General features: G+C 65.9%; 21 protein-coding genes. 3 read left to right on the top strand and 18 right to left on the bottom strand.

Annotated elements, in window-relative coordinates; genetic code table 11:
• Positions 1-6 precede the first annotated feature (6 nt).
• On the top strand, positions 7-273 hold the full coding sequence (locus AC3A6I_RS10585) for a hypothetical protein (RefSeq protein WP_487543653.1): 267 nt from the start codon (positions 7-9) through the stop codon (positions 271-273).
• On the opposite strand, the gene AC3A6I_RS10580 is transcribed toward AC3A6I_RS10585, so the two are convergent.
• The 10 genes from AC3A6I_RS10580 to AC3A6I_RS10535 form a co-directional block, all read right to left on the bottom strand.
• Complete coding sequence (locus tag AC3A6I_RS10580; RefSeq protein ID WP_487543652.1) at positions 270-2,015, bottom strand: SulP family inorganic anion transporter; 1,746 nt, start codon at positions 2,013-2,015, stop codon at positions 270-272. The genes AC3A6I_RS10585 and AC3A6I_RS10580 overlap by 4 nt on opposite strands.
• Positions 2,016-2,084: 69 nt before the next feature.
• Positions 2,085-2,348, bottom strand: a complete 264-nt coding sequence (locus AC3A6I_RS10575) for a helix-turn-helix domain-containing protein (RefSeq protein ID WP_487543651.1) — start codon at positions 2,346-2,348, stop codon at positions 2,085-2,087.
• A gap of 110 nt (positions 2,349-2,458) precedes the next feature.
• Complete coding sequence (locus AC3A6I_RS10570; protein ID WP_487543649.1) at positions 2,459-3,106, bottom strand: YoaK family protein; 648 nt, start codon at positions 3,104-3,106, stop codon at positions 2,459-2,461.
• Complete coding sequence (locus AC3A6I_RS10565) at positions 3,103-3,528, bottom strand: HIT family protein (protein WP_487543648.1); 426 nt, start codon at positions 3,526-3,528, stop codon at positions 3,103-3,105. Before AC3A6I_RS10565 ends, AC3A6I_RS10570 begins: the two co-directional genes overlap by 4 nt.
• Positions 3,525-4,853 carry a glycosyltransferase gene (locus AC3A6I_RS10560; protein WP_487543647.1) on the bottom strand — a complete coding sequence of 443 codons (1,329 nt, stop codon included), beginning with the start codon at positions 4,851-4,853 and terminating at the stop codon, positions 3,525-3,527. The genes AC3A6I_RS10565 and AC3A6I_RS10560 overlap by 4 nt, the downstream gene beginning before the upstream one ends.
• A 145-nt stretch (positions 4,854-4,998) precedes the next feature.
• A complete protein-coding gene (locus AC3A6I_RS10555; RefSeq protein WP_487543646.1) occupies positions 4,999-6,165 on the bottom strand; it encodes a GNAT family N-acetyltransferase in 1,167 nt (388 codons plus the stop codon).
• The gene (locus AC3A6I_RS10550) at positions 6,158-6,919 is read right to left on the bottom strand and encodes a glycerophosphodiester phosphodiesterase family protein (protein WP_487543645.1); all 762 of its coding nucleotides are present in this window, start codon (positions 6,917-6,919) and stop codon (positions 6,158-6,160) included. Before AC3A6I_RS10550 ends, AC3A6I_RS10555 begins: the two co-directional genes overlap by 8 nt.
• Positions 6,920-6,988: 69 nt before the next feature.
• Entirely contained in the window at positions 6,989-7,450 is a 462-nt protein-coding gene (locus AC3A6I_RS10545) for a RidA family protein (protein ID WP_487543644.1), read from the bottom strand.
• Positions 7,431-8,762, bottom strand: a complete 1,332-nt coding sequence (locus AC3A6I_RS10540) for a DNA polymerase IV (protein WP_487543643.1) — start codon at positions 8,760-8,762, stop codon at positions 7,431-7,433. Before AC3A6I_RS10540 ends, AC3A6I_RS10545 begins: the two co-directional genes overlap by 20 nt.
• 3 nt (positions 8,763-8,765) lie before the next feature.
• A complete protein-coding gene (locus AC3A6I_RS10535; RefSeq protein ID WP_487543642.1) occupies positions 8,766-9,038 on the bottom strand; it encodes a DUF3572 family protein in 273 nt (90 codons plus the stop codon).
• Positions 9,039-9,143: 105 nt separating this feature from the next.
• On the opposite strand from AC3A6I_RS10535, the gene AC3A6I_RS10530 reads away from it, so the two are divergent.
• Both AC3A6I_RS10530 and AC3A6I_RS10525 read left to right on the top strand, forming a co-directional pair.
• Positions 9,144-9,518, top strand: coding sequence for a response regulator (locus tag AC3A6I_RS10530; protein WP_487543641.1), 375 nt, complete (start codon positions 9,144-9,146; stop codon positions 9,516-9,518).
• A 44-nt stretch (positions 9,519-9,562) separates the two neighbouring features.
• Positions 9,563-10,933, top strand: coding sequence for a PleD family two-component system response regulator (locus AC3A6I_RS10525; protein WP_487543640.1), 1,371 nt, complete (start codon positions 9,563-9,565; stop codon positions 10,931-10,933).
• 369 nt (positions 10,934-11,302) lie between these two features.
• Here the strand turns inward: AC3A6I_RS10525 and rpmG are convergent, their stop codons facing one another.
• The 8 genes from rpmG to AC3A6I_RS10485 all read right to left on the bottom strand — a co-directional run bounded on the left by rpmG (position 11,303) and on the right by AC3A6I_RS10485 (position 21,292).
• Positions 11,303-11,470, bottom strand: coding sequence for a 50S ribosomal protein L33 (gene rpmG / locus AC3A6I_RS10520; protein ID WP_273959475.1), 168 nt, complete (start codon positions 11,468-11,470; stop codon positions 11,303-11,305).
• 196 nt (positions 11,471-11,666) lie between these two features.
• Positions 11,667-12,083, bottom strand: coding sequence for a DUF983 domain-containing protein (locus AC3A6I_RS10515; RefSeq protein ID WP_487543639.1), 417 nt, complete (start codon positions 12,081-12,083; stop codon positions 11,667-11,669).
• A 4-nt stretch (positions 12,084-12,087) separates the two neighbouring features.
• The gene (gene rnr / locus AC3A6I_RS10510) at positions 12,088-14,325 is read right to left on the bottom strand and encodes a ribonuclease R (protein WP_487543638.1); all 2,238 of its coding nucleotides are present in this window, start codon (positions 14,323-14,325) and stop codon (positions 12,088-12,090) included.
• A 162-nt stretch (positions 14,326-14,487) separates the two neighbouring features.
• The gene (topA, locus tag AC3A6I_RS10505; RefSeq protein ID WP_487543637.1) at positions 14,488-17,121 is read right to left on the bottom strand and encodes a type I DNA topoisomerase; all 2,634 of its coding nucleotides are present in this window, start codon (positions 17,119-17,121) and stop codon (positions 14,488-14,490) included.
• A gap of 117 nt (positions 17,122-17,238) precedes the next feature.
• The gene (gene dprA, locus AC3A6I_RS10500) at positions 17,239-18,357 is read right to left on the bottom strand and encodes a DNA-processing protein DprA (RefSeq protein ID WP_487543636.1); all 1,119 of its coding nucleotides are present in this window, start codon (positions 18,355-18,357) and stop codon (positions 17,239-17,241) included.
• Between the two features lie 3 nt (positions 18,358-18,360).
• On the bottom strand, positions 18,361-18,999 hold the full coding sequence (gene plsY, locus AC3A6I_RS10495; RefSeq protein WP_487543635.1) for a glycerol-3-phosphate 1-O-acyltransferase PlsY: 639 nt from the start codon (positions 18,997-18,999) through the stop codon (positions 18,361-18,363).
• A complete protein-coding gene (gene pyrC, locus AC3A6I_RS10490; RefSeq protein WP_487543634.1) occupies positions 18,996-20,312 on the bottom strand; it encodes a dihydroorotase in 1,317 nt (438 codons plus the stop codon). The genes plsY and pyrC overlap by 4 nt, the downstream gene beginning before the upstream one ends.
• Complete coding sequence (locus tag AC3A6I_RS10485) at positions 20,312-21,292, bottom strand: aspartate carbamoyltransferase catalytic subunit (protein WP_487543633.1); 981 nt, start codon at positions 21,290-21,292, stop codon at positions 20,312-20,314. Before AC3A6I_RS10485 ends, pyrC begins: the two co-directional genes overlap by 1 nt.
• Positions 21,293-21,342 lie beyond the last annotated feature (50 nt).

Here is a 21,342-nt window from a genome sequence, read left to right as displayed (position 1 = left end):
CCGTTCGTGGCGGCCAAGCATGCGCAGACGGGCTTCGTGCAGGCGCTGACCGAGGAACTGGTCGGCACCAGAGTTCGGGTGACCTCGGTCTATCCGGGGATCATCGAGAGTGTCTCGCCCCTCGATGCCGGCTGGGACCGTGTGCGCGGCGAGGATGAGATGCTGGGCGAGCGCGACGTGGTGGAGGCGATCCTCTACGTGCTTGGCCAGCCGCGCAACGTGGCGATCCGCTCGCTGGTGATCGAGCGGGCGCGGACGGAGTTTCTCGGCTAGGCCGGCGCCCGCTCGGTTGTGTCGCGGCTGGCGATCTCCTTGTGTGCCGCGCGGATGGCGTCGTCGATGCTGCGCTCGAAATGGGCGGCGGGCGGCTTGACGCCGTGTGAGGTCAGCGACTTGCGGACAGCCGGGTTGGCGCCGGAAATGTAGAGCAAGACATTGTGCCGGCCAGCCTTGCGGGTAACGCCTTCGATGGTGTTGGCGGCGGTGGAGTCGATGAAGGGCACGGCCGAGAAGTCGATGACGAAGGCGCGGTGCTGGTCGGCGATGCGGTCGAGGATGTTGCCGACGGTGGCGGCTGCGCCGAAGAAAAAGGCGCCGGTGATGCGATAGACGGCGACCTGCGGGTCGGTGGCGATGGCCGGATCATAGGCTTGGCGATCGGCACCGGTATCGTCGGGCTGGTCCTCGGGGATGGGCGGTACGTGCACCTCCACATTGGCGGAGGCGGCCATGCGGTGGATGAACAGCAGGGTGCCGAGCGCGAAGCCGACGACAATGCCCTCGGTGAGGCCGCGGAACACGGTGAGGCCGAAGGTCGCGAGGAGGACGATCGCATCGCCGACCGAGGAGCGGACGAGAATGGCGAAGGCATGCCGCTCGGCCATGTTCCAGGCGACGATGACGAGCACACCGGCCAGCGCGGCAAGCGGGATGTAGCTGGCGAGCGGGGCGGCGACCAGCATGAACAGCACGATGAAGGCGGCGTGGAACATGCCGGAAAGCGGGCTGCGGGCGCCGGAGCGGACATTGGTGGCGGTGCGGGCGACGGTGCCGGTGGCGCAGATGCCGCCGAACAGGGCCGAGCCGATATTGGCGATCCCTTGCGCGACGAGCTCCATGTTGGAGCGGTGGCGGCGGCCGGTCATGCCGTCGGCGACCATGGCGGAGAGCAGGGATTCGATCGCGCCGAGCAGGGCGAAGGAGATGGCGTCGGGGAGGACGGCCTGGATCTTCTCGAGCGAGAGCGGCGGTAACGAGGGGACAGGCAGGGTGCTGGGGATGCCGCCGAAGCGCGTGCCGATGGTTTCGACAGGCAGGTTGAGGAGGGCAGCGGCGAGAGAGGCGACGATCACGGCGAGGAGGATGCCGGGCCAGTGCGGGCGCCAGTGGCGCAAGCCGAGGATGACGCCGATGCTGAGCGCGGCGATGCCGATGGCGGCGGGGTTGGCGGTGCCGATGGCGCCGGCGAGGACCTCGAGCTTGGGCACGATCTCGGCCGGTTCGCCGATGAGGGTGAGGCCGAACAGATCGTGGATCTGGCCGATGAAAAGGATGACGGCGATGCCGGAAATGAAGCCTACTGTCACCGGATAGGGGATGAACTTGATGTAGCTGCCGAGCCGCAACACGCCCATCAGCAAGAGGATCAGGCCGGCGATGATGGTGGCGATGAACAGCCCGTCGAGGCTGTGGCGGGCAATGGTGCTGGCGACGAGGACGGTGAAGGCAGCGGCCGGGCCGCCGATCTGGAAGCGGCTGCCGCCGAGCGCGGAGATGAGGAAGCCGCCAATCGCGGCGGTGAAGAGGCCGCGCTCGGGCGCAGCGCCCGAGGCAATGGCGATGGCCATGGACAGCGGCAGGGCGACGATGGCGACGGTGAGGCCGGCGAGGATATCGGCACGCAGATCCGGCAGGCGGTAACCTTCGCGCAGGACCGTGACCAGCTTGGGGGTGAACAGGTCGATCGGCGCGGGTTCGGTGGCGCCGGAACTGGGGCTGGAGGCGGTATTGGCCATCGGATCATTCGCCCTTTCGCGAACAATGCGGCGATGCGTGGGCTGGGCCGCGATCGCCCTGGAATTTGCCTAGTTCGTCCTGGGTTGTGGTTGTCGGAGGCGCACGCCGCGGCCGCCGGTTTCGCTGCGGGCATTGTCGCCGATGAGCTCGACGCCGGCTGCGTTCAGCGCTTCGACGACGCGGGTGAGCGTATCGACGATGCCGCGGACATTGCCGTCGCTGGCTTCCATGCGCTGGATAGTGGGCAGGGACACGCCGGCCATTTCGGCCAGAGTCTTCTGGTCGATGCCGAGGAGGGCGCGGGCGGCCCGCAACTGGGCGGCAGTCATCATCAGTGTTAACGCCTGGACGGGGAAGTCTAGCGCACAAAGTCGACGAACTGATGCGTCACGCATCAGCTACGAGTCGTAGCAGTTTTGGGGCGAACCGGGAAGTCGCCGGGTTAGGGCGAGTTCGGGCGCGGCGCGTGGATGATGTTGCCGACGAGGAAGGTCAGGTAGATGGCGCCGGGGATGAATAGCGCGCCCACGTGCAGTTCCTTGTAGGCGAAGGCACCAATGCCGGCGCCGAGCAGCAGCGAGAACCACACCAGCAGGTGCTGGACCCAGCGCCAGGGCGGCGCGTCGCCATGGACGGCGCGGGCAAGGTCCTGGCCGACGGCAAAGAGGGTGCCGGTCACGAAAGTGGCGCCGAGGCGGACGGCGCCGGCCGGCTGCAGCACGGCGTTCTGTGCGCCGGCTGCAGCGGCGAGGGTGAGCATGGCCTGTGCCGGCGTGAAGCCGTTGGTGTAGAGCGCACCGGTGACGAGCAGACCGGCGATGACGAAGGTAAGGGTGCCGATGCGACCGCGGCGACCGCCGATGGTCGAGATCAGGCTGCCCAGGAAGCTGCCGATCACGAACATGGCGATGAGGCCAGCGGGCAGCAGCAAGCCCGCACCTATGTGGGTGAGACCGGCGCCGAGCTGAGTGGTGTTGCCACTCATGAACGAGGTGTAGAAGCCGCCCAACTCGATGAAGCCGACGACGTCGATCATGCCGGCCGTGGCAGTCAGCACGAGCCCGAGGGAGAGATGGGGTGTGGGCGTCACTTCAGATGTGCGGCGATCGCCCTGGCTTGCTCGGCGAGTTCGGCGTCATCGGCTTTGCCACTGTCGCCATGGCGCCCGACCGGGACGCCCTCGTAGACCGGAATGATGTGAAAGTGGAGGTGGAAGACCGACTGTCCGGCCGGTGCTTCGTTGAACTGGGCGATGCGGATGCCGTCGGGGCTCAAGGCCCGGCGCACGGCATTGGCGACACGCTGCACGTGGCCGATAGCCTTGGCAAGGACAGCCGGATCGGCATCGTACAGGTTACGCGATGGCGCCTTCGGGATGACGAGGCTGTGGCCTTTGGACTGGGGGAAGATGTCCATCATCACCAGCACGTCGGCATCCTCGTAGACCTTGTGCGAGGGAATCTCGCCCCGAATGATCTTGCCGAAGATGTTTCCCGGGTCGTAGGTGGTCACGAGGCGGCTCCCAAAGCTTGGTCTTCGGGATAATAGTTGCCGGGATAGGTTTCAATTGTCTCTTCGACGATATCGGCGGCAAGCCCCGTGCCGTCCTCGAGCATGAGCTTTTCCTGCATTTCGGTGGCGGCGATGGCGAAGGAGGCGTCGGTGGACAGCTCTTCCAGCGCCGAGGCGAGGATGTGCGGGGTGAGTTTCCTCAGCTTCACCGGGGCCGGGCCGCAGCCCAGTTCGTAGACGCGGCGGCCCCAGTAGGGCTGGTCGAAGAAGTGCGGGACGACGAAGGTGGGCCGGCCGGCAAAGAGGCCGGCATAGGTGGTGCCGGCGCCGCCGTGATGGACGAGGCCCTTCATCAGCGGGAAGAGTTTTGTGTGCGGGGCCTTGTCGATCGAATAGACGGTGTCGGGCAGGTCCTCGGACTTGATGCCGCCCCAGCCCTTGCCGACCACGGCGCGGCCACCCCATTCGCGCAGGGCGCGGGTGATGATCTCGGTGTTGCGCGCCGCGCCCCAGGGCATGGAGCCGAAGCCGAGATAGATCGGCGCATCGCCGGCATCGAGGAAGCGCTGGAAATCGGCGTCGGGGGCCCAGCCGGAGGTATCGTCGAGGCGCCAGAAGCCGGTGACCGTGGTGGTCTCGGGCCAGTCGCCGGGCGGTGGGGAGATGGTGCGCGAATAGGCGTGCAGGGCCGGGATCGGCTCGCCGCGGGCATTCTTGGAGAAGCCGGAGCGCTTGCGGCTGCGCAGGCCGAGGAGCTTGGCGCGCATGCGGTCGCGCGGGAAATCGTAATAGCTCTGATGCGCGGCCTGGACGACGTAGCTCAACCGGTTGAACAGCGGATCGAGGCTGATGCGGTTGAACAGCGGCTCGGGGGCAGGGCCGTCATAGCCGAAATAGGGGAACTCGCCGGTCGGGTTGATCGGCTGGAAGGCCGTCATGATGGCCGGGATGTCGCGCGCCTCGGCGATATCGACGGCGAAATTGGTGGTCTGGTGGAAGATGATGCAATCGACATCCTGCGCGGTGGCCCAGAGGCGCCGGCAGGCTTCCTTCATGATCTTCTGGCCGTCGCGCAGCAGCTTTGGCGCGTAGAGTAGCGAGTTCTTCGACATCACCAGATCGAACTGGCTCTGGCGCATGAAGGCCTGGATGTCGCTGCCCAGCGTCGCGAACTCGATGCCCTGCCCGGTGACGAAGTTCTCGAAGTCGTTGGTGGCGCAGAGGACAACGGAATGGCCGCGCTTCTTGAGGGCGAGCGCCAGCGCGGCAAAGGGCTGGACGTCGCCCATCGTGCCGATCGCTGCTATCGCGATGCGCTTGCTCATGCCGTCTCCATGTCGCCGCCTCTGGACGGGCCTCTCCTTCTAGCGAGGAGTGTGGCTGTGCTGAGGCGGGGAAAATACCGCGCGGGACCCGTGCGCGTCCAGTCGGGTGACTGGAAGCACAGGCGAAACGGGCAGGCAAGCGCTCCTATTGGCGGTCCCCATGTCTGAAGGGGGTGTAGCGCTCGAGCTGCTCCTGCTCGCGGGCGACGGAGGCGCGTTCGGAGGCGACGAAGCGAGCAACGGCGTCGCGCAGGCCGGGGTGGCCGATCCAGTGCACCGAGCGCGTGGTGGCGGGGGCGTAGCCGCGCGCGAGCTTGTGCTCGCCCTGCGCACCGGCTTCGACGACGCTGAGCTTGCGGGCGATGCCGAAATCGATGGCCTGGTAATAGCAGAGCTCGAAGTGCAGGAACGGCACGTGCCGGGTGGCGCCCCAGTAGCGGCCATAGAGCCTATCGTGGCCGATCAGGCTCAACGTGCCGGCGATCGGCTCGTCGCCGTCATAGGCGAACATCAGCACGATGCGGTCGGCCATGGCCGCCGAAAGCAGCGAGAAGAAGCGGCGGTTGAGATAGGGCCGGCCCCACTTGCGGCTGCCGGTATCCTGGTAGAACTCGAAGAAGTGATCCCACACATCCTCGGTGAGGTCGGCGCCGGTGAGCCAGCGAACGGTCAGTCCCTCGGGCTCGAGCGCGTCGCGGCGCTCGCGGCGGGTAACCTTGCGGTGACGGGAGGAGAGGGTTTCGAGGAAATCGTCGAAGCTCGAAAAGCCCTCGTTGTGCCAGTGATACTGGGTGTCGTGGCGGACCAGCCAGCCGGAGGCACGGGCGAGTTCGGCCTCCTCCTCGGTGACGAAAGTGGCGTGGACCGACGAGATGTTGTTCTGCGTCGCCAGCATTTCCGAGCCGCGCATCAGTGCGGTGCGGATGGCCGGGTCGGTGGCGAGGAAACGCGGGCCGGTGACCGGGGTGAAGGGCACGGCGCATTGCAGTTTCGGATAGTAGTTGCCGCCGGCGCGGTCGAAGGCATCGGCCCAGCCGTGATCGAACACGTATTCGCCCTGCGAGTGCGACTTGGCATAGAGCGGCATGGCGCCGACGATGGCGCCGGCTTCGTCCTCGAGAACGAGATGCTGCGGCTGCCAGCCGGTGCGGTGGCTGGCTGAGCCGGACTGCTCGGCGGCGAGGAAGAAAGCGTGGTCGAGGAACGGGTTGTCGACGACGCCGTCATGGTTCGGCGCCAAGCTGTTCCACACCCCCGCCGGGATGTCGGCGATGGACGAGACGGAACGGGCGCTGAGCGAGTTGTCAGGCACTTGGCGGTTCAAAACCCTCGAAGACGATCTGGTCGGCCTTGCCGATGACAGCGAGCGCGGCGGCGGGCGTCTTGATGGTCCAGGCGGTGACCGGGATGCCGAGCGCGCGGAAGAATTTTACCGCCGCGAGGTCGAGCGACTGGTCGCGGCAGGAGATGAAATCGAAGCGGGTCATCGGGTAGTGCAGCAGATTGCGCAGCACGAACTTGACGCCGCCCGAGAGGTGCTGGTCCCACTCAGGCTCGTCATAGCCATAGGTGACGATGCCGAGCGGCATGGTGCCGCCGCGCTTGCGCACCTCGACCAGGAGCTTTGGATCGAAGGACTCGATGGTGACCGGGCCGCGATAGCCCTTGAGCGCATCCATGACGGTTTGCGCCAGGACCTCGGTGGAGGCCTGGTCGGGTTGCTGCTTTAACTCGATCTGCAGCAGCACGCGACCTGCGATCTGGGCCAGGAACTCACTGAAGCGCTGCGGGGTGTCGCCGGTGGTGCTGTCGAGCAGGGTGTAGCTCGCGAGCTCGGCCATGGTTTTGGCGCCGACCGGGCCGGCGATGCCGGTCAGCCGGTCCAGATCGTCGTCGTGGAAGATCATCGGGATGCCGTCGCGGCTGAGCTGGACATCGCACTCGATGGCGTAGCCCTTCTCGATCGCGGCGGCGAAGGCGCTGGCGGTGTTCTCGATGATCCCGCGGCTGCGGTCATGCAGGCCGCGATGGGCGATGGGACGATCGAAAACGGGTTTGGCGCACATGGTCTTAAGCCGTCATATGGGGTTGCAGGTGCCCGGGCGCTAGCAGCCCCTGATGACAGTTTGTTTGCGTCAGCCTTCGACCTCGACGATGCCCTCGACTTCGACGGCGGCGCCGAGCGGCAGGGCCGCCATGCCGATGGCGGAGCGGGCGTGCCGGCCCTTGTCGCCGAGCACGCCGACGATGAGGTTCGAGGCGCCATTGGCGACGAGGTGGTGCTCGGAGAATTCGGGGGTCGAGTTCACGAACACGGTGAGCTTGAGCACGCGGATCTTGGTGAGGTCGAGCCCGGCCGAGTGGACGACCTGGCTGAGGAAGTTCACCGCTGCCAGTTCGGCGGCATTGCCGCCCTGGACGACATTCATGGTGTCGCCGAGCTTGCCGACGGAGACGCCGCTGGCGTCCGACGAAATCTGGCCGGACACGTAGACGATGTTGCCGGTGCGGGTGACCGGGATATAGGTCGCAACCGGCGCCTTCGGCATGGGCAGCTCGTAGCCATATTCGCGGAGCTTATCGAGGGGGCTGGTCATCTTGGTTCTCTTCGTCTGTCTTGTCGCTATTGCGCTCGGCACGTGCCTTCACGCGATCATATAGCTTGCCGCGGATCACTGCGTCGCGGCCGAAACGGTCGCGTACACGGTCAATGGCCCGCTCGGCAGCAGCCCGGCGGGCAATGCCGGGTTCGATAAGGTCGACCGGGTCGATCCCGTCGGCCGCCGAAATGCCGCTGACACCGATTCCGATGAGACGGAAAGCAGTGCCATCCACCTCGCGGGCGAGCAGCTGCAGGCCGGTTTCGTAGAGCACGCTGGCAAGCTGTGTCGGGATCATCAGGGCCCGCGCGCGGGTTCGCAAGCGAAATCCGGCGGATTTGAGCTTGAGGGTCACCGTGTCGCCGACCAATCCCTTGGCCTTGAGCCGTTCGGACAGGCGCTCGGACATGGCGAGCAGCTCGGTCGAGAGTTCGTCATAGCCCTTGAGGTCGGTGTTGAAGGTGGTCTCGGACGAAACCGACTTCATGCGGTCGTCGGTCGACACCGAGCGGGCATCCTCGCCGCGGGCAAGTTTCGCCAGGCGGGCACCGGTATCGCCGTAACGGCGGATGAGCTCGATGTCGGGGGTCTGCTGCAACTGGCCGATCGACTCGAAGCCGTCCTTGCGCAGCGTTTCGGAGAACACCTTGCCGACGCCGAAGATGAGGCTCACCGGCTGGCGGGCGAGGAAGTCCAGCGTCTCGGCCTTGCCGATAACGGCGAAGCCGCGTGGCTTGTCGAGGTCGGAGGCGGTCTTGGCGAGGAACTTGTTGTGGCTCAGGCCGACCGAGATGGTGACGCCGATCTCGCGTTCGACCTGCCGGGCGAAGCGGGCGAGGACAACGGCGGCCGGTGCGCGATGCAGCGTCTCGGTGCCGGTGAGGTCGAGGAACGCCTCGTCGATCGAGAGCGGTTCTACCAATGGGGTCAACGCATCCATGAGAGTACGGATCTGGCGGCTGACGGCCACGTACTTCGCCATGTCGGGCGGGATGACCACGGCTTGCGGGCAAAGCTCGCGCGCCTTGAACATCGGCATGGCGGAGCGCACGCCATATTGCCGGGCGATATAGCAGCAGGTGGAGACGACGCCGCGGGTGCCGCCGCCGATGATCAGCGGCTTGTCGACGAGGCTCGGATTGTCGCGCTTTTCGATCGAGGCGTAGAAGGCGTCGCAATCGACATGGGCGATGCTGAGTACGCCGAGCTCAGCATGGGCAATGATGCGCGGCGAGCCGCAGGCGCGGCAGCGGGGCAGGGGCTCGGGAGTGTCAAAGGTAGCCGAGCAATCGCGGCACAGCGAGAGCATGGCTCATCCCGAGGGGTTGAGCTTGGCCCAGACGCGCATGAAGTCGTCGGGTTTCAGGCTGTTATTGGCGCAGACGGCGAGAAGCAGCGGCTCGTTGCTGGCGACATAATCAACGAGGCCACGGTCGAGGCCGGCGCCGCCGGCAGCCTTGCGCAGCGCGTCGGGCGAGTAGCCGGTCATGGTCATGAACTCGGCGAGCTGGGCCGGATTTTCGGCGAGATAGTGCAGGCACATGTCGCCCAGGGTCCGCGCGGTGAGTTCGATGGATCTGGGCACGGAGGGACTCAGGGGCTGGTCAGGAGTGTAACAGATTGATGTTACCTCGAACTTGGGGCAGAACACGAGGGTCCCCGGCCCGGTTACGGGCAGATTTGAGTCTCCATGCCCAAGACCGTGATGATCGTTGAGGACAACGAGCTCAACATGAAGCTCTTCAACGATCTGCTTGAATCTCGTGGCTATTCCATCATCCAGACCCGCAACGGGCTGGAGGCGATGGACCTTGCCCGGGCGCACCGGCCGGACCTGATCCTGATGGATATCCAGCTGCCCGAGGTATCGGGGCTGGTGGTCACCAAGTGGCTCAAGGAAGACGACGAGCTGGCCGCGATTCCGGTGATCGCGGTCACGGCCTTCGCCATGAAGGGCGACGAGGAGCGGATATTGCAGGGCGGTTGTGAGGGATACATCTCCAAGCCGATCTCAGTGCCTCACTTTTTGGAAACGATTGCCCACTACATTGGTCCCGCCAACTAGCCGGAATCCCGGCAGGTCTCCTCACATTGCGAGGGTTGCGGTCTTTGACGGCACGGGTGCTGATCGTCGACGATATTCCAACGAATGTCCGCCTGCTCGAGGCGCGGCTTTCGGCCGAGTATTTTGAGGTCGTCACCGCCGCTTCTGGCCGGCAGGCGCTCGATGTTTGCGCCGAGGGCGCCGTCGACTTGGTGCTACTCGACGTGATGATGCCCGAAATGGACGGGTTCGAAGTTTGCCGGCGGCTCAAGGCCGACCGCCATACCAGCCATATCCCCGTGCTGATGGTGACTGCGCTCGACCAGCCCTCTGATCGCGTGCGCGGGCTGGAGGTCGGGGCCGACGATTTCATCTCGAAGCCGATCGACGACGTGCAGTTGATGGCGCGGGTCAGGAGCCTGGTGCGCCTCAAGGCGCTGACCGACGAGCTGCGGGCCCGTGCCCGCACCGGGCAAGAGATCGCTATCGAAGATGCGCAGCTGGCGATGGATAGAGTGGACCACAGCAACGGCCACGTGCTGCTGATCGATACCGATGCGCGCCACGCCGAGCGCATCCGCGGCTATCTCGCGGCCAACAATCGCGTCGACGTGCTGGCTAATCCGGCCGACGCGGCACTGGCGGTGAGCGGGGGCGAGTACGAACTGGCGCTGGTGTCGATGGCGCTGAAGGATTTCGACCCGCTGCGGGTGTGCTCGCAGATGCGGACGGCGGAGCAGACGCGTTCGCTGCCGATCATCCTGATGGCCGAGGAAGACGACCGGCCGCGCGTCGTGCGCGGCCTCGACCTGGGCGTCAACGACTTCATCATGCGGCCGGTGGAGCGCAACGAGCTGCTGGCCCGGGTGCGCACGCAGATACGTCGGCAGCGCTATGCGGTGGAGTTGCGTCAGAGCGTCAGCAACACGTTGGCGCTGGCGGTGACGGACGAGCTGACCGGGCTCTACAACCGGCGCTATTTCGAGCGGCATTTGTCGATCCTGCTGGGCAAGGCGCAGGAGCAGGGGCGCGATATGGCGCTGATGCTGATCGACATGGACTACTTCAAGTCGGTCAACGATACGCATGGCCATGACAGCGGCGACGCCGTGCTGCGCGAGTTCTCCGACCGGCTGCGGCGCCATATCCGCGGCGTAGACCTCGCCTGTCGATTCGGCGGCGAAGAGTTCGTGGTGCTGATGCCGGACACCGATTCCCGCCAGGCGCATGGCGTGGCCGAGCGTGTGCGGGCTGCAGTGGCTGAAAAGGCGTTCGACGTAGGGAATGGCCGGCCACTGGCGGTTACTGTGTCCGTCGGGCTGGCGCTCAACGAACACGAAACCGATACGCCCGAACTATTGCTGAAACGAGCCGACGTGGCGCTCTACCGCGCAAAGCGGGGTGGCAGGAACCGCGTGGTCTACGACGCGGCGTGACGAAGATGCCGCACTGCAGAATTAAGGTTAAGCTTTAGTAACGTTTCGTCGCAGCCATTTGACTAGGCGCGATAAAACGGTAAGTTATACACATGACAAGACAACGCCGACACAAGCGTTGGCAGTCACCCCTACGGTTCTCCTCAGGTCCGCCGCAACTCCTGGGTCCGTAGGGAGGCCGGTCCGCAGTGGTCAAGAGTGGCCTCTTCGACATGCCGCTCGGACCGGCCGCTTTCAAGAACGCCCGTCCCTTCTATAGGGGCGGGCGTTTTGCATTCGTGATGGATTTCCCAAAAAGAGACAGTTTGAAACGAAAAGCCCCGCGACTGGCGCGGGGCTTTTCGTTTGGACGCAAGCAGCGTCGTCAGATCACTTGATCTTGGCTTCCTTGAACTCGACGTGCTTGCGCACCACGGGGTCGTACTTCTTGAACGAGAGCTTCTCGGTCTGGGTACGCGAGTTCTTCTTGGTGACGTAGTAGTAGCCGGTGTCGGCGGTGGACACGAGCTTGATCTTGAGCGAGACGGCTTTGGCCATGATTCACGTTCCTTGAAACGGCTTGCCGCGCGGGGTGTTCGCGCGGCGCTGAATTACCCGGCCGAAAGGGCCTTACGAAATTTGGCCGGAAACTACGGATTTTCCGGCCGGTGTCAAGGTGGATGACGTGCCGACAACGCGCGGCGGGGCGAAACGGAGGTCCCCGCTTTCGCGGGGATGACACCGGGTGTACGGACTAAGCGTCGTGCCGGCTGTGGTCGGCGCGGGCCGGGTCGAAGCCGTGCATGTAGTTGGCCCATTGCAGGCCGACCACGGCGCCCTTGATCGAGGGCAGCATGACGAGCGGCAAGAGGATCGCCGCCGGAATCATGGTCCAGACATAAAACATCGGGTCGACGGGGCCGCCCATTTCGGCATGCAGCATCCAGCCGACCAGGACGTGGCCGACGATGAAGATGGCGATATAGGGCGGGAAGTCGTCGGCGCGGGCCTGGCTGAAATCGAGGCCGCACTCGGAGCAGGACTCGTTCAGCTTCAGGTATTTGCGGTAGAGCTTGCCCTTGCCGCAGTTGGGACAGCGGCAGAGCAGGCCATTGCCGATGGCCTTCAGCAGGGGGCGGGGCGTACGAAACGTCTGAACTTCGACAGCCATTTGTCTATCTCTTGGCGCGCGAAAATCCGCGCTTAGTCGGTGAACTTCTGCCAGACCTAGATGGTCCCTTGCGGCCCCGTCCACCAGATGACGGAACGCCGCGGCTGCCTTCGCTCAAAAGCTCGAAGCGCAGGGCGCCGGCAATGGGTGCAACCTCGAGCAGGCGGACTTCGACATCGTCGCCGATGCGGAAGGTTTCGCCGGTGCGGTCGCCGACCATGGCCTGCATCTCCTCGACGAAGCGATAATAATCCTGGCCGAGGGTCGAGGCCGGGATGAAGCCGTCGGCGCCGGTATCCTTCAGCCGGACAAACAGACCTGAACGGGTGACGCCGGAGATGCGGCCCTCGAACCTGGCGTTGACGTGGGCGGCAAGGAACTGCGCCAGCAGCCGATCATTGGTTTCGCGTTCGGCCAGCATGGCGCGGCGTTCGGTGGAGGAGATGTGCTGCGCGATGCCGGGGAGCTTGGCGATCTCGCCTTCGGTCAGCCCGTCATTTCCCAGGTTCAGCGCGCCGATCAGGGCGCGGTGGACGATGAGGTCGGCATAGCGGCGGATCGGCGAGGTGAAGTGAGCGTAGCGATCGAGGTTGAGGCCGAAATGGCCGTAATTCTCGGCCGCGTACTCGGCCTGCGCCTGGGTGCGAAGGATGATCTCCGAAACCTGCTGGATCTTGCCGTCGGTGCGCGCCTTGTCGAGGATGCGGTTGAAATCGGACGGGCGGACCGCGTCGGATTTCGGCGCCGGCAGCGACAGTGACGCGAGGAAGTCGCGCAGGGCGACGAGCTTTTCCTGGCTGGGCGTATCGTGCACCCGATAGAGCAGGGCGCTGCGGTGCTTCTCCAGCGTCTCGGCGGCCGCGACATTGGCGGCAATCATCATCTCTTCGATGAGACGATGCGCATCGAGGCGCTCGGGCACCTTCACGTCGACGACCATACCGGCCTTGTCGAGGATGATCTTGCGCTCGGGCAGATCGAGATCGAGCGGGCCACGGGCGTCGCGGGCCTTGGCCATGGTGGCGTAGGCGGCCCACAGGGGCTTGAGGATGGTGTCGAGGATCGGGCCGGTCTTGTCGTCGGGCTTGCCGTCGATGGCGGCCTGGGCCTGCTGGTAGCTGAGCTTGGCGGCCGAACGGAACAGCACGCGATGGAAGCTGTGGCTGCGCTTCTTGCCGTTGCGGTCGAAGACCATGCGCACGGCAAGGGAGGGGCGGTTTTCACCTTCCTTCAGCGAGCAGAGGTCGTTCGAGATGCGCTCGGGCAGCATCGGCACGACGCGATCCGGGAAATAGACCGAGTTGCCGCGGATATAGGCTTCGCGGTCGAGCGCGGTGCCGGAGCGGACATAGGCGGCGACGTCGGCGATCGCCACGTAGACAATGTGGCCGCCTTCGTTCTTCGGATCGGTGTCCGGCTCGGCATAGACGGCGTCGTCGTGGTCCTTGGCGTCGGCCGGATCGATGGTGATCAGCGGGATGTGGCGCCAGTCCTCACGGCCCTTGAGTTCGGCCTCCTTGGCCTCCTCGGTTTCCTTCAGCACGGAGGCAGGGAAGCGGTAGGGGATCTCGAGGTTATGGATGGCGATCATCGAGATCGCGCCCTCGGATTGCGGGTTGCCGATGACGTTGGTGACCCGCGCCTTGGGGATCATCAGCCGGCCGGTGAACTTCACCTCGACCTCGACGAGGTCGCCATCGCGGGCATCGCCGAGATCGCCGCCGTCGATGCGCATTTCCTTCTGCTTGCGGTCGACCGGGATCAGGCGGGCGCCGCCTTCGTCCATGCGCACGATGCCGACCTGGCCGCGGCGCGGCTTGTCGAGGATCTTCATGGTGCGGGCGGTGTAGCGTGGCACGTCGCCTTCGCCGGCATCGATGCGGGCGAGAATGCGGTCGCCAGGCGCCGGGACGACGCGGGCATTCCTGGGCTGCCGGACCTCGACACGCGGGGCCGGGCCTTCCTCGGTGTTCCACTGCGCCGGGAAGGCGTGCAGATCGTCGGGATCGGCGTCGGCCGGTATGTCGAGGACGGTCACGGCGGGCAGGGCCGCGGTGCGACGGAGTTGCTTGCGGGTTCGGGACAGGTGTCCGTCGCCCTCAAGCTCCTTGAGTAGCACCTTGAAGGGGGTGCGCATGTCGCCGTGGATGCCGAAATGGCGCGCGAGGTCGCGCTTGCCGTCGAGGCTGGGATTTTCCGCCATCGCCTGGAGGACAGCCTCGCGCGAGGGCAGGGCGCCCACGGCAAACTGCCGCGGGGTTTTTGTGGTTTTGATAGTCGTTTTGCTTTTCTGAGCCATGTTCACTTCTCAGAGGTCCTCAATGACCTCCGGTGGCGGCGGCTCTGAACGGGGATTCCCGCTTTCGCGGGAATGACCCGGGGGTCTGAACGACCTCCCGAGTAATCAGGCCTCCGCAGTCTTTTTCGATGCGGTCTTGGGCTTTGTCGTGGTCGACTTGCCCTTGGCCGCGGGTTTCTTGGTCGCCGCCTTCTTCGCCGGTGCCTTCTTAGCAGCAGCGGTGCGCGACGAGGATTTCTTTGCGCTCGGGCCGCCCTTGGCGGCGATGAGCTCGAGTGCCTGCTCGAGGGTTACATCCTCGGGCTTCAACTCCTTGGGCAGCGTGGCGTTCACCTTGCCCTGATTCACGTAGGGGCCATAGCGGCCGGCACGAACCGTGATCGGACCGGCATCGTGCTCGAAGGTCTGGATCGCCGCCGGAGCACCGGCACGACCCTTGCCGAAGCGTCCGCCACCGGCGGCCTTCTGGGCGATGAGGTCGACGGCGCGGTTGATGCCGACGGTGAAGACCTCTTCGACGTCCGGCAGGTTGGCATAGGTGCCGTCGTGCAGGACGAAGGGTCCGTAGCGCCCGATGCCGGCGCTGATCGGCTTGCCGGATTCCGGGTGAAGGCCGATTTCGCGGGGAAGGGTGAGAAGCTGCAACGCCTTGTCGAGCGTCAGGCTGTCCGGAGTCCAACCCTTGGGCAGCGACGCGCGCTTCGGTTCGGGTCCGTCGCCCAGCTGCACATATGGGCCGAAACGGCCGGACTTCAAGGCAACCTCGAGCCCGCTCGCCGGATCGGTGCCCAGTATGCCGTCGCCGGCACCGGCTTCGCTGGCGCCGCCGGTGGCCGCGTCGGAGAGCTGCATGGTGTAGCGGCACTCTGGATAGTTCGAGCAGCCGATGAAGGCGCCGAACTTGCCCAGCTTCAGCGACAGCTGGCCTTCGCCGCAGTTGGGGCAGCGGCGCGGATCGGAGCCGTCGGCCTTGGCCGGGAAGATGTGGTCGGCGAGCAGGTCGTTCAGCGCGTCGAGGACTTCGGAGACGCGCAGGTCCTTGATCTCTTCGACATGGCCCTGGAAGTCGCGCCAGAAGTCGCGCAGCACATCCTTCCAGGCAAGCTTGCCGTCCGAGATGAGATCGAGCTTTTCCTCGAGACTGGCAGTGAAGCCGTACTCGACATAGCGGTTGAAGAAGCTTTCGAGGAAGGCGGTGACGATGCGGCCGCGATCCTCGGGAACGAGCGCGCGCTTGTCGATGCGGACGTAGTTGCGGTCCTGCAGCACCGAGACGGTCGCCGCATAGGTCGAGGGCCGGCCGATGCCGATCTCTTCCATCTTCTTGATCAGGCTGGCTTCGGTGTAGCGCGGCGGCGGCTGGGTGAAGTGCTGCTCGATCAGCGCCTGCTCGAGCCTGGGCCGGTCGCCGACATTGAGCGGCGGCAGCTCGCGGCTATCCTCGTCCTCCTCCGCGTTAGGATCGCGATCCTCCTTGGCCTCGACGCCATAGAGCGCAAGGAAGCCGGGGAAGGTGACGACCGAACCGATGGCGCGCAGCGCGATGTCGCGGCTGGTGGCAAAGACCGCGATGTCGGCGGTGGTGCGTTCGATCTCGGCCGAGCGCATCTGGCTGGCGAGGGTGCGCTTCCAGATCAGCTCGTAGAGGCGATGCCGATCCGGATCGCCGCGCAGGGTGTCCGGATGACGGAACATGTCGGTGGGACGAATGGCCTCGTGGGCCTCCTGCGCGTTCTTGGCCTTGGTCGAATAGATGCGGGCCTTCTCGGGCAGGTAGTCGGCGCCGAAATTCTTGACGATGGCGCGGCGGGCCTGGTCGATACCCTCGGGCGCCATCTGCACCGCATCGGTACGCATATAGGTGATGATGCCGTCTTCGTAGAGGCGCTGGGCGATCTGCATCGTGCGGGACGGCGAGAAGCCGAGGCGCGAGGAGGCATCCTGCTGCAGGCTCGAGGTCGAGAACGGGGCGTAGGGATTGCGCTTGGTCGGCTTCTTGTCGACAGCGGTGACCGAGAACGTGCCGGCTTCGATGGCGGCCTTCAGCGCCTCGGCATCGGCGGCGCTGCCGATATCGAGCTTGTCGGTCTTCTTGCCGTCGACGGAGTAGAGGCGGGCCTCGAAGCTCTTGCCCTTCTCGTTGAGACGGGCGCCGATCGACCAATATTCCTGGGCGCGGAAGCGCTCGATCTCGCTTTCACGGTCGCAGACGAGGCGGAGTGCCACGGACTGGACGCGGCCGGCCGAGCGCGAGCCGGGCAGCTTGCGCCACAGCACCGGCGAGAGCGTGAAGCCGACGAGATAGTCGAGCGCGCGGCGGGCGAGATACGCATCGACCAGCGGCTCATCGATATCGCGCGGATTGCGCATCGCCTCGGTAACGGCATCCTTGGTGATGGCGTTGAAGACGACGCGGCGAACCGGCTTGTCCTTGATCAGCTTCTTCTGCCGCAGCACATCGAGCACGTGCCAGCTGATTGCCTCGCCTTCGCGATCGGGGTCGGTGGCGAGGATCAGTTCGTCGGCGTTCTTGAGAGCGTTGCCGATATCGGCCAGGCGTTTCCTGGAGGCCGTGTCGACTTCCCAGCTCATGGAGAAGTCGTCGTCGGGCAGCACGGAGCCGTCCTTGGCGGGCAAATCACGGACGTGGCCGAAACTGGCCATGACCTCGTAATCCTTGCCGAGGTACGAGCTGATCGTCTTGATCTTGTTGGGACTTTCGACGACGACGAGCTTCATTCACATACTTTCGGGAGTGGCATCCGGACGCGGCGCAACATGGTGAAGCGGTCGTGGGCTGTCAACCGGGCCAAAACCGGGGTCCGCCATTCCCCCTAAGGGGGAAGAATCTGTCGCTCAGGGTTTCAGCGCCACCAGCTGTCCGCTCGACCATTCAACGCGACCTTCGAGATCGAGTTCGAGCAGGAGCGTCTGGACCCGGGCGATGGCTATGCCGGTTGACTTGATGATGTCGTCGACGGCCACCGGGGTGAGGCTCAGGGCCTCGATCAGCAGCGCGCGCTCGTTGTCGGACGGCGGGGCGGGATCAAAGCTCTCGCCGTCGGGCAGCCAGTCAGGTTCGAGCAGGCTGGTGCGCGAAGGATCAGCATCACGCAGGGTTTCGATGATGTCGGCGGCACCGGTGATCAGTTTTGCCCCTTGCTGAATGAGGGCGTTGCCGCCCTCGGCGCGGGGGTCGAGGGGCGAGCCGGGGACGGCGAAGACCTCGCGATTCTGCTCGAGGGCAAGGCGGGCGGTGATCAGCGAGCCGGAGCGCTTGGCGGCTTCGACCACGACCGTGCCCAAGGCGAGGCCGGAAACGAGGCGATTGCGGCGCGGAAAGTCGCGGGCACGCGGTTCCCAGCCGAGCGGCATTTCGGTGAGCAGCGCGCCGCCATTGGCATAGATGTCGCGGGCAAGCGGCAGGTTCTCGTCGGGATAGATGTGGTCGAGCCCGCCGGCGAGCACGGCGACCGTGCCGGTGCGCAGCGAGGCGCGGTGCGCGGCGGCGTCGATACCACGGGCGAGGCCGGAGACCACGGTGTAGCGGGCCTCGCCGAGATCGGCGGCGAGCATCTGGGCGAATTTCTGGCCGGCGGTGGAGGCGTTGCGGGCGCCGACAATGGCGACGGTGCGGTACCAGTCGAGATTGTCGCGCCCGGAGATGGTGACCATGGGCGGCGCGCCGGAGATATAGCGCAGTAGTGGCGGATAGCCCGGCTCGCCCGAGCCGACGAGGCGGCCACCTAGCTTGGCGGTGGCGGCGATCTCGTCCTCGGCTTCCGCGACAGTGGGGATGCTGGCGGCGGTGCCGGCGCGTTTGAGCAGGCCGGGCAGGGCGGCGATTGCCGCTTCGGCGGAGCCTTCTCGGTTGATCAACTGCCGGAAGGTCTGCGGGCCGACATTGGGGGTGCGGATGAGGCGCAGCCAGGCGATGCGCTGCGACGGCGTCAGTTCGATGCCGCCGGAGGACATGGATCAGCCCGGCTTCTTCTCGGAGCCGATCTTGGGCTCGGTGCCGTTCCACAGCCGCCGGATATTGGGCCAGTGCTTGTAGTAGATGAGCAGCGTGAGCAGCCCGCAGGCCGAGGCAAAGAGCAGGGCGTAGTTCTCGCTGGCGGCGAGGCCATAGGCAAAGAGCGGGGCCGTGGCCGCGGCGGTGAGCGCGGCGAGCGAGGAGAACTTGCGGGTGAAGGCGATGAGCAGCCAAACGCCGCAGAAGATCAGGCCGACGCGCCAATCCCACCCCAGCAGCACGCCGACATAAGTGGCGACGCCCTTGCCGCCCTTGAACCCGAGCCAGACGGGGAAGATGTGGCCGAGGAAGGCGAAGATGCCGGCGGTGTAGACGATGTACTTGTCGGCGAGGATGGCATCGACGCCGGGCGTCGAGATCAGGAACCAGCGGGCGATCAGCACGGCGGCGAGGCCCTTGCCGGCATCGAGCAGCAAGGTCCCGGCGGCGAGCCAGCGATTGCCGGTGCGCAGCACGTTGGTGGCGCCGATATTGCCCGAGCCGATCGAGCGGATATCGATGCCGACGGCGCGCGTCAGCAGCAGGCCGAAGGGAATCGAGCCGAGCAGGTAGCCCATCGCGGCAGCGATCAGGAAGTTCATGCGGAAGCGCCCTCTTTGACCGCAGCATGGCTGAAGACCGGCTTGCCCGCAACGAAGCTGTGCATGACGGCGCCCTGCATGCGGGCGCCCTCGAAAGCTGTGTTGCGGGAGCGGGAGCGCAGCTCGCGATCCTTCACCACCCAGGGGAAGTCGGTATCGATGACGATGATGTCGGCGGGAGCGCCGACGGCGAGGCGGCCGGAGCTCAGCCCGAGGATCTCGGCCGGGCGGCTGGTCATGGCACGGAGGAGCGTCAGCAGCGGCACGTCGCCGGAATGGACGAGGCGGAGGGCGGCGGCGAGCAGGGTTTCGAGCCCGACCGCGCCGTCCGAGGCTTCGGCGAAGGGCTGGCGCTTCACTTCGCTATCCTGCGGATCGTGGCCGGAATGAATGGTGTCGATGGCACCGGAGTTGAGGCCGGCGATAACGGCCTGGCGGTCATCTTCGGAGCGCAACGGCGGCGACAGCTTGAAGAAGGTGCGCCAGGGCGCGACGTCGTTCTCGTTGAGCGCGAGGTTGTTGATCGAGATGCCGGCGGAGATGGCCTTGCCGCGGCGCTTGGCGGTGGCGAGCAGGTCGACGGCGGCGCCGGTCGAGACCTGCGCGGCGTGGTAGCGTACGCCGGTCAGCGCCGCGAGCTGGAGGTCGCGGGCGAGCGGGATGGTCTCGGCCTCGATCGGGATGCCCTTGAGGCCGGAGACGGTCGCCAGCGTGCCCTCGTTCATCACGCCATCCCCGACGAGTGTGTGGTCGGCGAGGTGGTGGATGACGGGCAGGTCGAAGTTGGCTGCGTAGGTGAAGGCCGAGCGCAGCAGGCCGGCGGACTGCACCGAATGGCGGCCGTCGGTCAGCGCCACGGCGCCGGCCTCCTTGAGGAGGCCATACTCGGTGATCTCCTCGCCCTTGAGGCCACGGGTCAGCGCGGCGGCGGGGAGGATGTTGACGGCGGCGGTGGCGCCGGCGCGGCGGAGCAGGAAATCGACCAGCGCACCATCGTCGATCACGGGCGTCGTGTCCGGCATCAGCACGAAGCTGGTGACGCCGCCGGCGGCCGCGGCATCGGCGGCGCTCTGCAGGGTCTCGCGATATTCGTGGCCGGGCTCGCCGGTGAAGACGCGCATGTCGATGAGGCCGGGCGCGACGACGAGACCGCGGGCATCGTAGATTTCGGCGCCGTCGGGGATGCCCTGCGGGCCGGCATCCGTGAGCCCGGCGATCTTGCCGTCCTCGACGAGGAGGGCGCCGGGGGCATCGCGGCCGGAGGCCGGATCGATGATGCGGGCATTGGTGATGACGAAGGGTTTTGCGCTCATCATGCCTCCTCGCGATCGGCGAGGAGGGTATCGAGCACGGCCATGCGGACGGCGACGCCCATCTCGACCTGCTCAGTGATCACCGAGCGCGGTCCATCGGCGATGGCCGGGTCGATCTCGACGCCGCGGTTCATTGGGCCCGGATGCATGACGATGGCGTCGGGCTTGGCGTAGCTGAGCTTTTCGGCGTCGAGGCCATAGAAGTGGTAGTATTCGCGGATCGAGGGGATCATCCGGCCGCTGGCGCGCTCGTGTTGGAGGCGGAGCATCATCACCACGTCGGCGCCTTCGAGGCCTTTGCGCATGTCGGTGTAGGTTTCGGTCGCCAGCGCCTCAATGCCCTTGGGCAGGAGCGTGCGCGGGGCAACGACGCGGGTCCGCGCCTGCATGGCGCCGAGCAGCAGCAGGTTCGAGCGGGCGACGCGGGAATTGGCGATGTCGCCGCAGATGGCGACGGTAAGGCCGGCGAGAAAGCCCTTGTGCTGGCGGATGGTGAGCGCATCGAGCAGCGCCTGGGTCGGATGCTCGTGGCTGCCGTCGCCGGCATTGATCACCGAGCAGCCGACTTTCTGGCTCAGCAGTTCCACCGCGCCCGACGAGCCGTGCCGAACAACGATGACGTCCGGGCGCATGGCGTTGAGGGTCGCAGCAGTATCGATCAGCGTTTCGCCCTTGGCCACCGACGAGGTCTTCACCGACATGTTGGTGACCTGCGCGCCGAGCCGCTTGCCGGCGATCTCGAAACTCGACTGGGTGCGGGTCGAGTTCTCGAAGAACAGGTTGATCTGGGTCTTGCCTGAGAGGGTGGGCAGGATCTTGCGGGGCTGCCGCGAGATCGGGATCATCGCCTCGGCGCGATCGAGCAGCTCGACGATTTCGTACTGGTTCAGCTGGCTGATGCCGAGCAGGTGCCGATGGCGGAATGGGGGACGCGAGGCCTTCTGGCCCACGGTGACCGATGCTGGCGAGGAAGTAGCCATGCCGCTCCGTTCCGGATGTTCGGCGGGTCTAGCGCGGGGTGGGGAGCGTG

The sequence above is a fragment of the Devosia sp. Soil_C_22 genome (assembly GCF_057657195.1).
This window is presented reverse-complemented; position numbering and strand designations above follow the sequence as displayed.

Coding starts and splice junctions, on each gene's coding strand:
- AC3A6I_RS10540 (WP_487543643.1), bottom strand. CDS start 8,762: ATGCTCTCGCTGTGCCGCGATTGCTCGGCTACCTTTGACACTCCCGAG.
- rpmG (WP_273959475.1), bottom strand. CDS start 11,470: ATGGCCAAAGCCGTCTCGCTCAAGATCAAGCTCGTGTCCACCGCCGAC.
- AC3A6I_RS10560 (WP_487543647.1), bottom strand. CDS start 4,853: ATGAGCAAGCGCATCGCGATAGCAGCGATCGGCACGATGGGCGACGTC.
- AC3A6I_RS10580 (WP_487543652.1), bottom strand. CDS start 2,015: ATGGCCAATACCGCCTCCAGCCCCAGTTCCGGCGCCACCGAACCCGCG.
- AC3A6I_RS10575 (WP_487543651.1), bottom strand. CDS start 2,348: ATGATGACTGCCGCCCAGTTGCGGGCCGCCCGCGCCCTCCTCGGCATC.
- AC3A6I_RS10545 (WP_487543644.1), bottom strand. CDS start 7,450: ATGACCAGCCCCCTCGATAAGCTCCGCGAATATGGCTACGAGCTGCCC.
- AC3A6I_RS10550 (WP_487543645.1), bottom strand. CDS start 6,919: ATGTGCGCCAAACCCGTTTTCGATCGTCCCATCGCCCATCGCGGCCTG.
- AC3A6I_RS10530 (WP_487543641.1), top strand. CDS start 9,144: ATGCCCAAGACCGTGATGATCGTTGAGGACAACGAGCTCAACATGAAG.
- plsY (WP_487543635.1), bottom strand. CDS start 18,999: ATGAACTTCCTGATCGCTGCCGCGATGGGCTACCTGCTCGGCTCGATT.
- AC3A6I_RS10485 (WP_487543633.1), bottom strand. CDS start 21,292: ATGGCTACTTCCTCGCCAGCATCGGTCACCGTGGGCCAGAAGGCCTCG.
- pyrC (WP_487543634.1), bottom strand. CDS start 20,312: ATGAGCGCAAAACCCTTCGTCATCACCAATGCCCGCATCATCGATCCG.
- dprA (WP_487543636.1), bottom strand. CDS start 18,357: ATGTCCTCCGGCGGCATCGAACTGACGCCGTCGCAGCGCATCGCCTGG.
- AC3A6I_RS10515 (WP_487543639.1), bottom strand. CDS start 12,083: ATGGCTGTCGAAGTTCAGACGTTTCGTACGCCCCGCCCCCTGCTGAAG.
- topA (WP_487543637.1), bottom strand. CDS start 17,121: ATGAAGCTCGTCGTCGTCGAAAGTCCCAACAAGATCAAGACGATCAGC.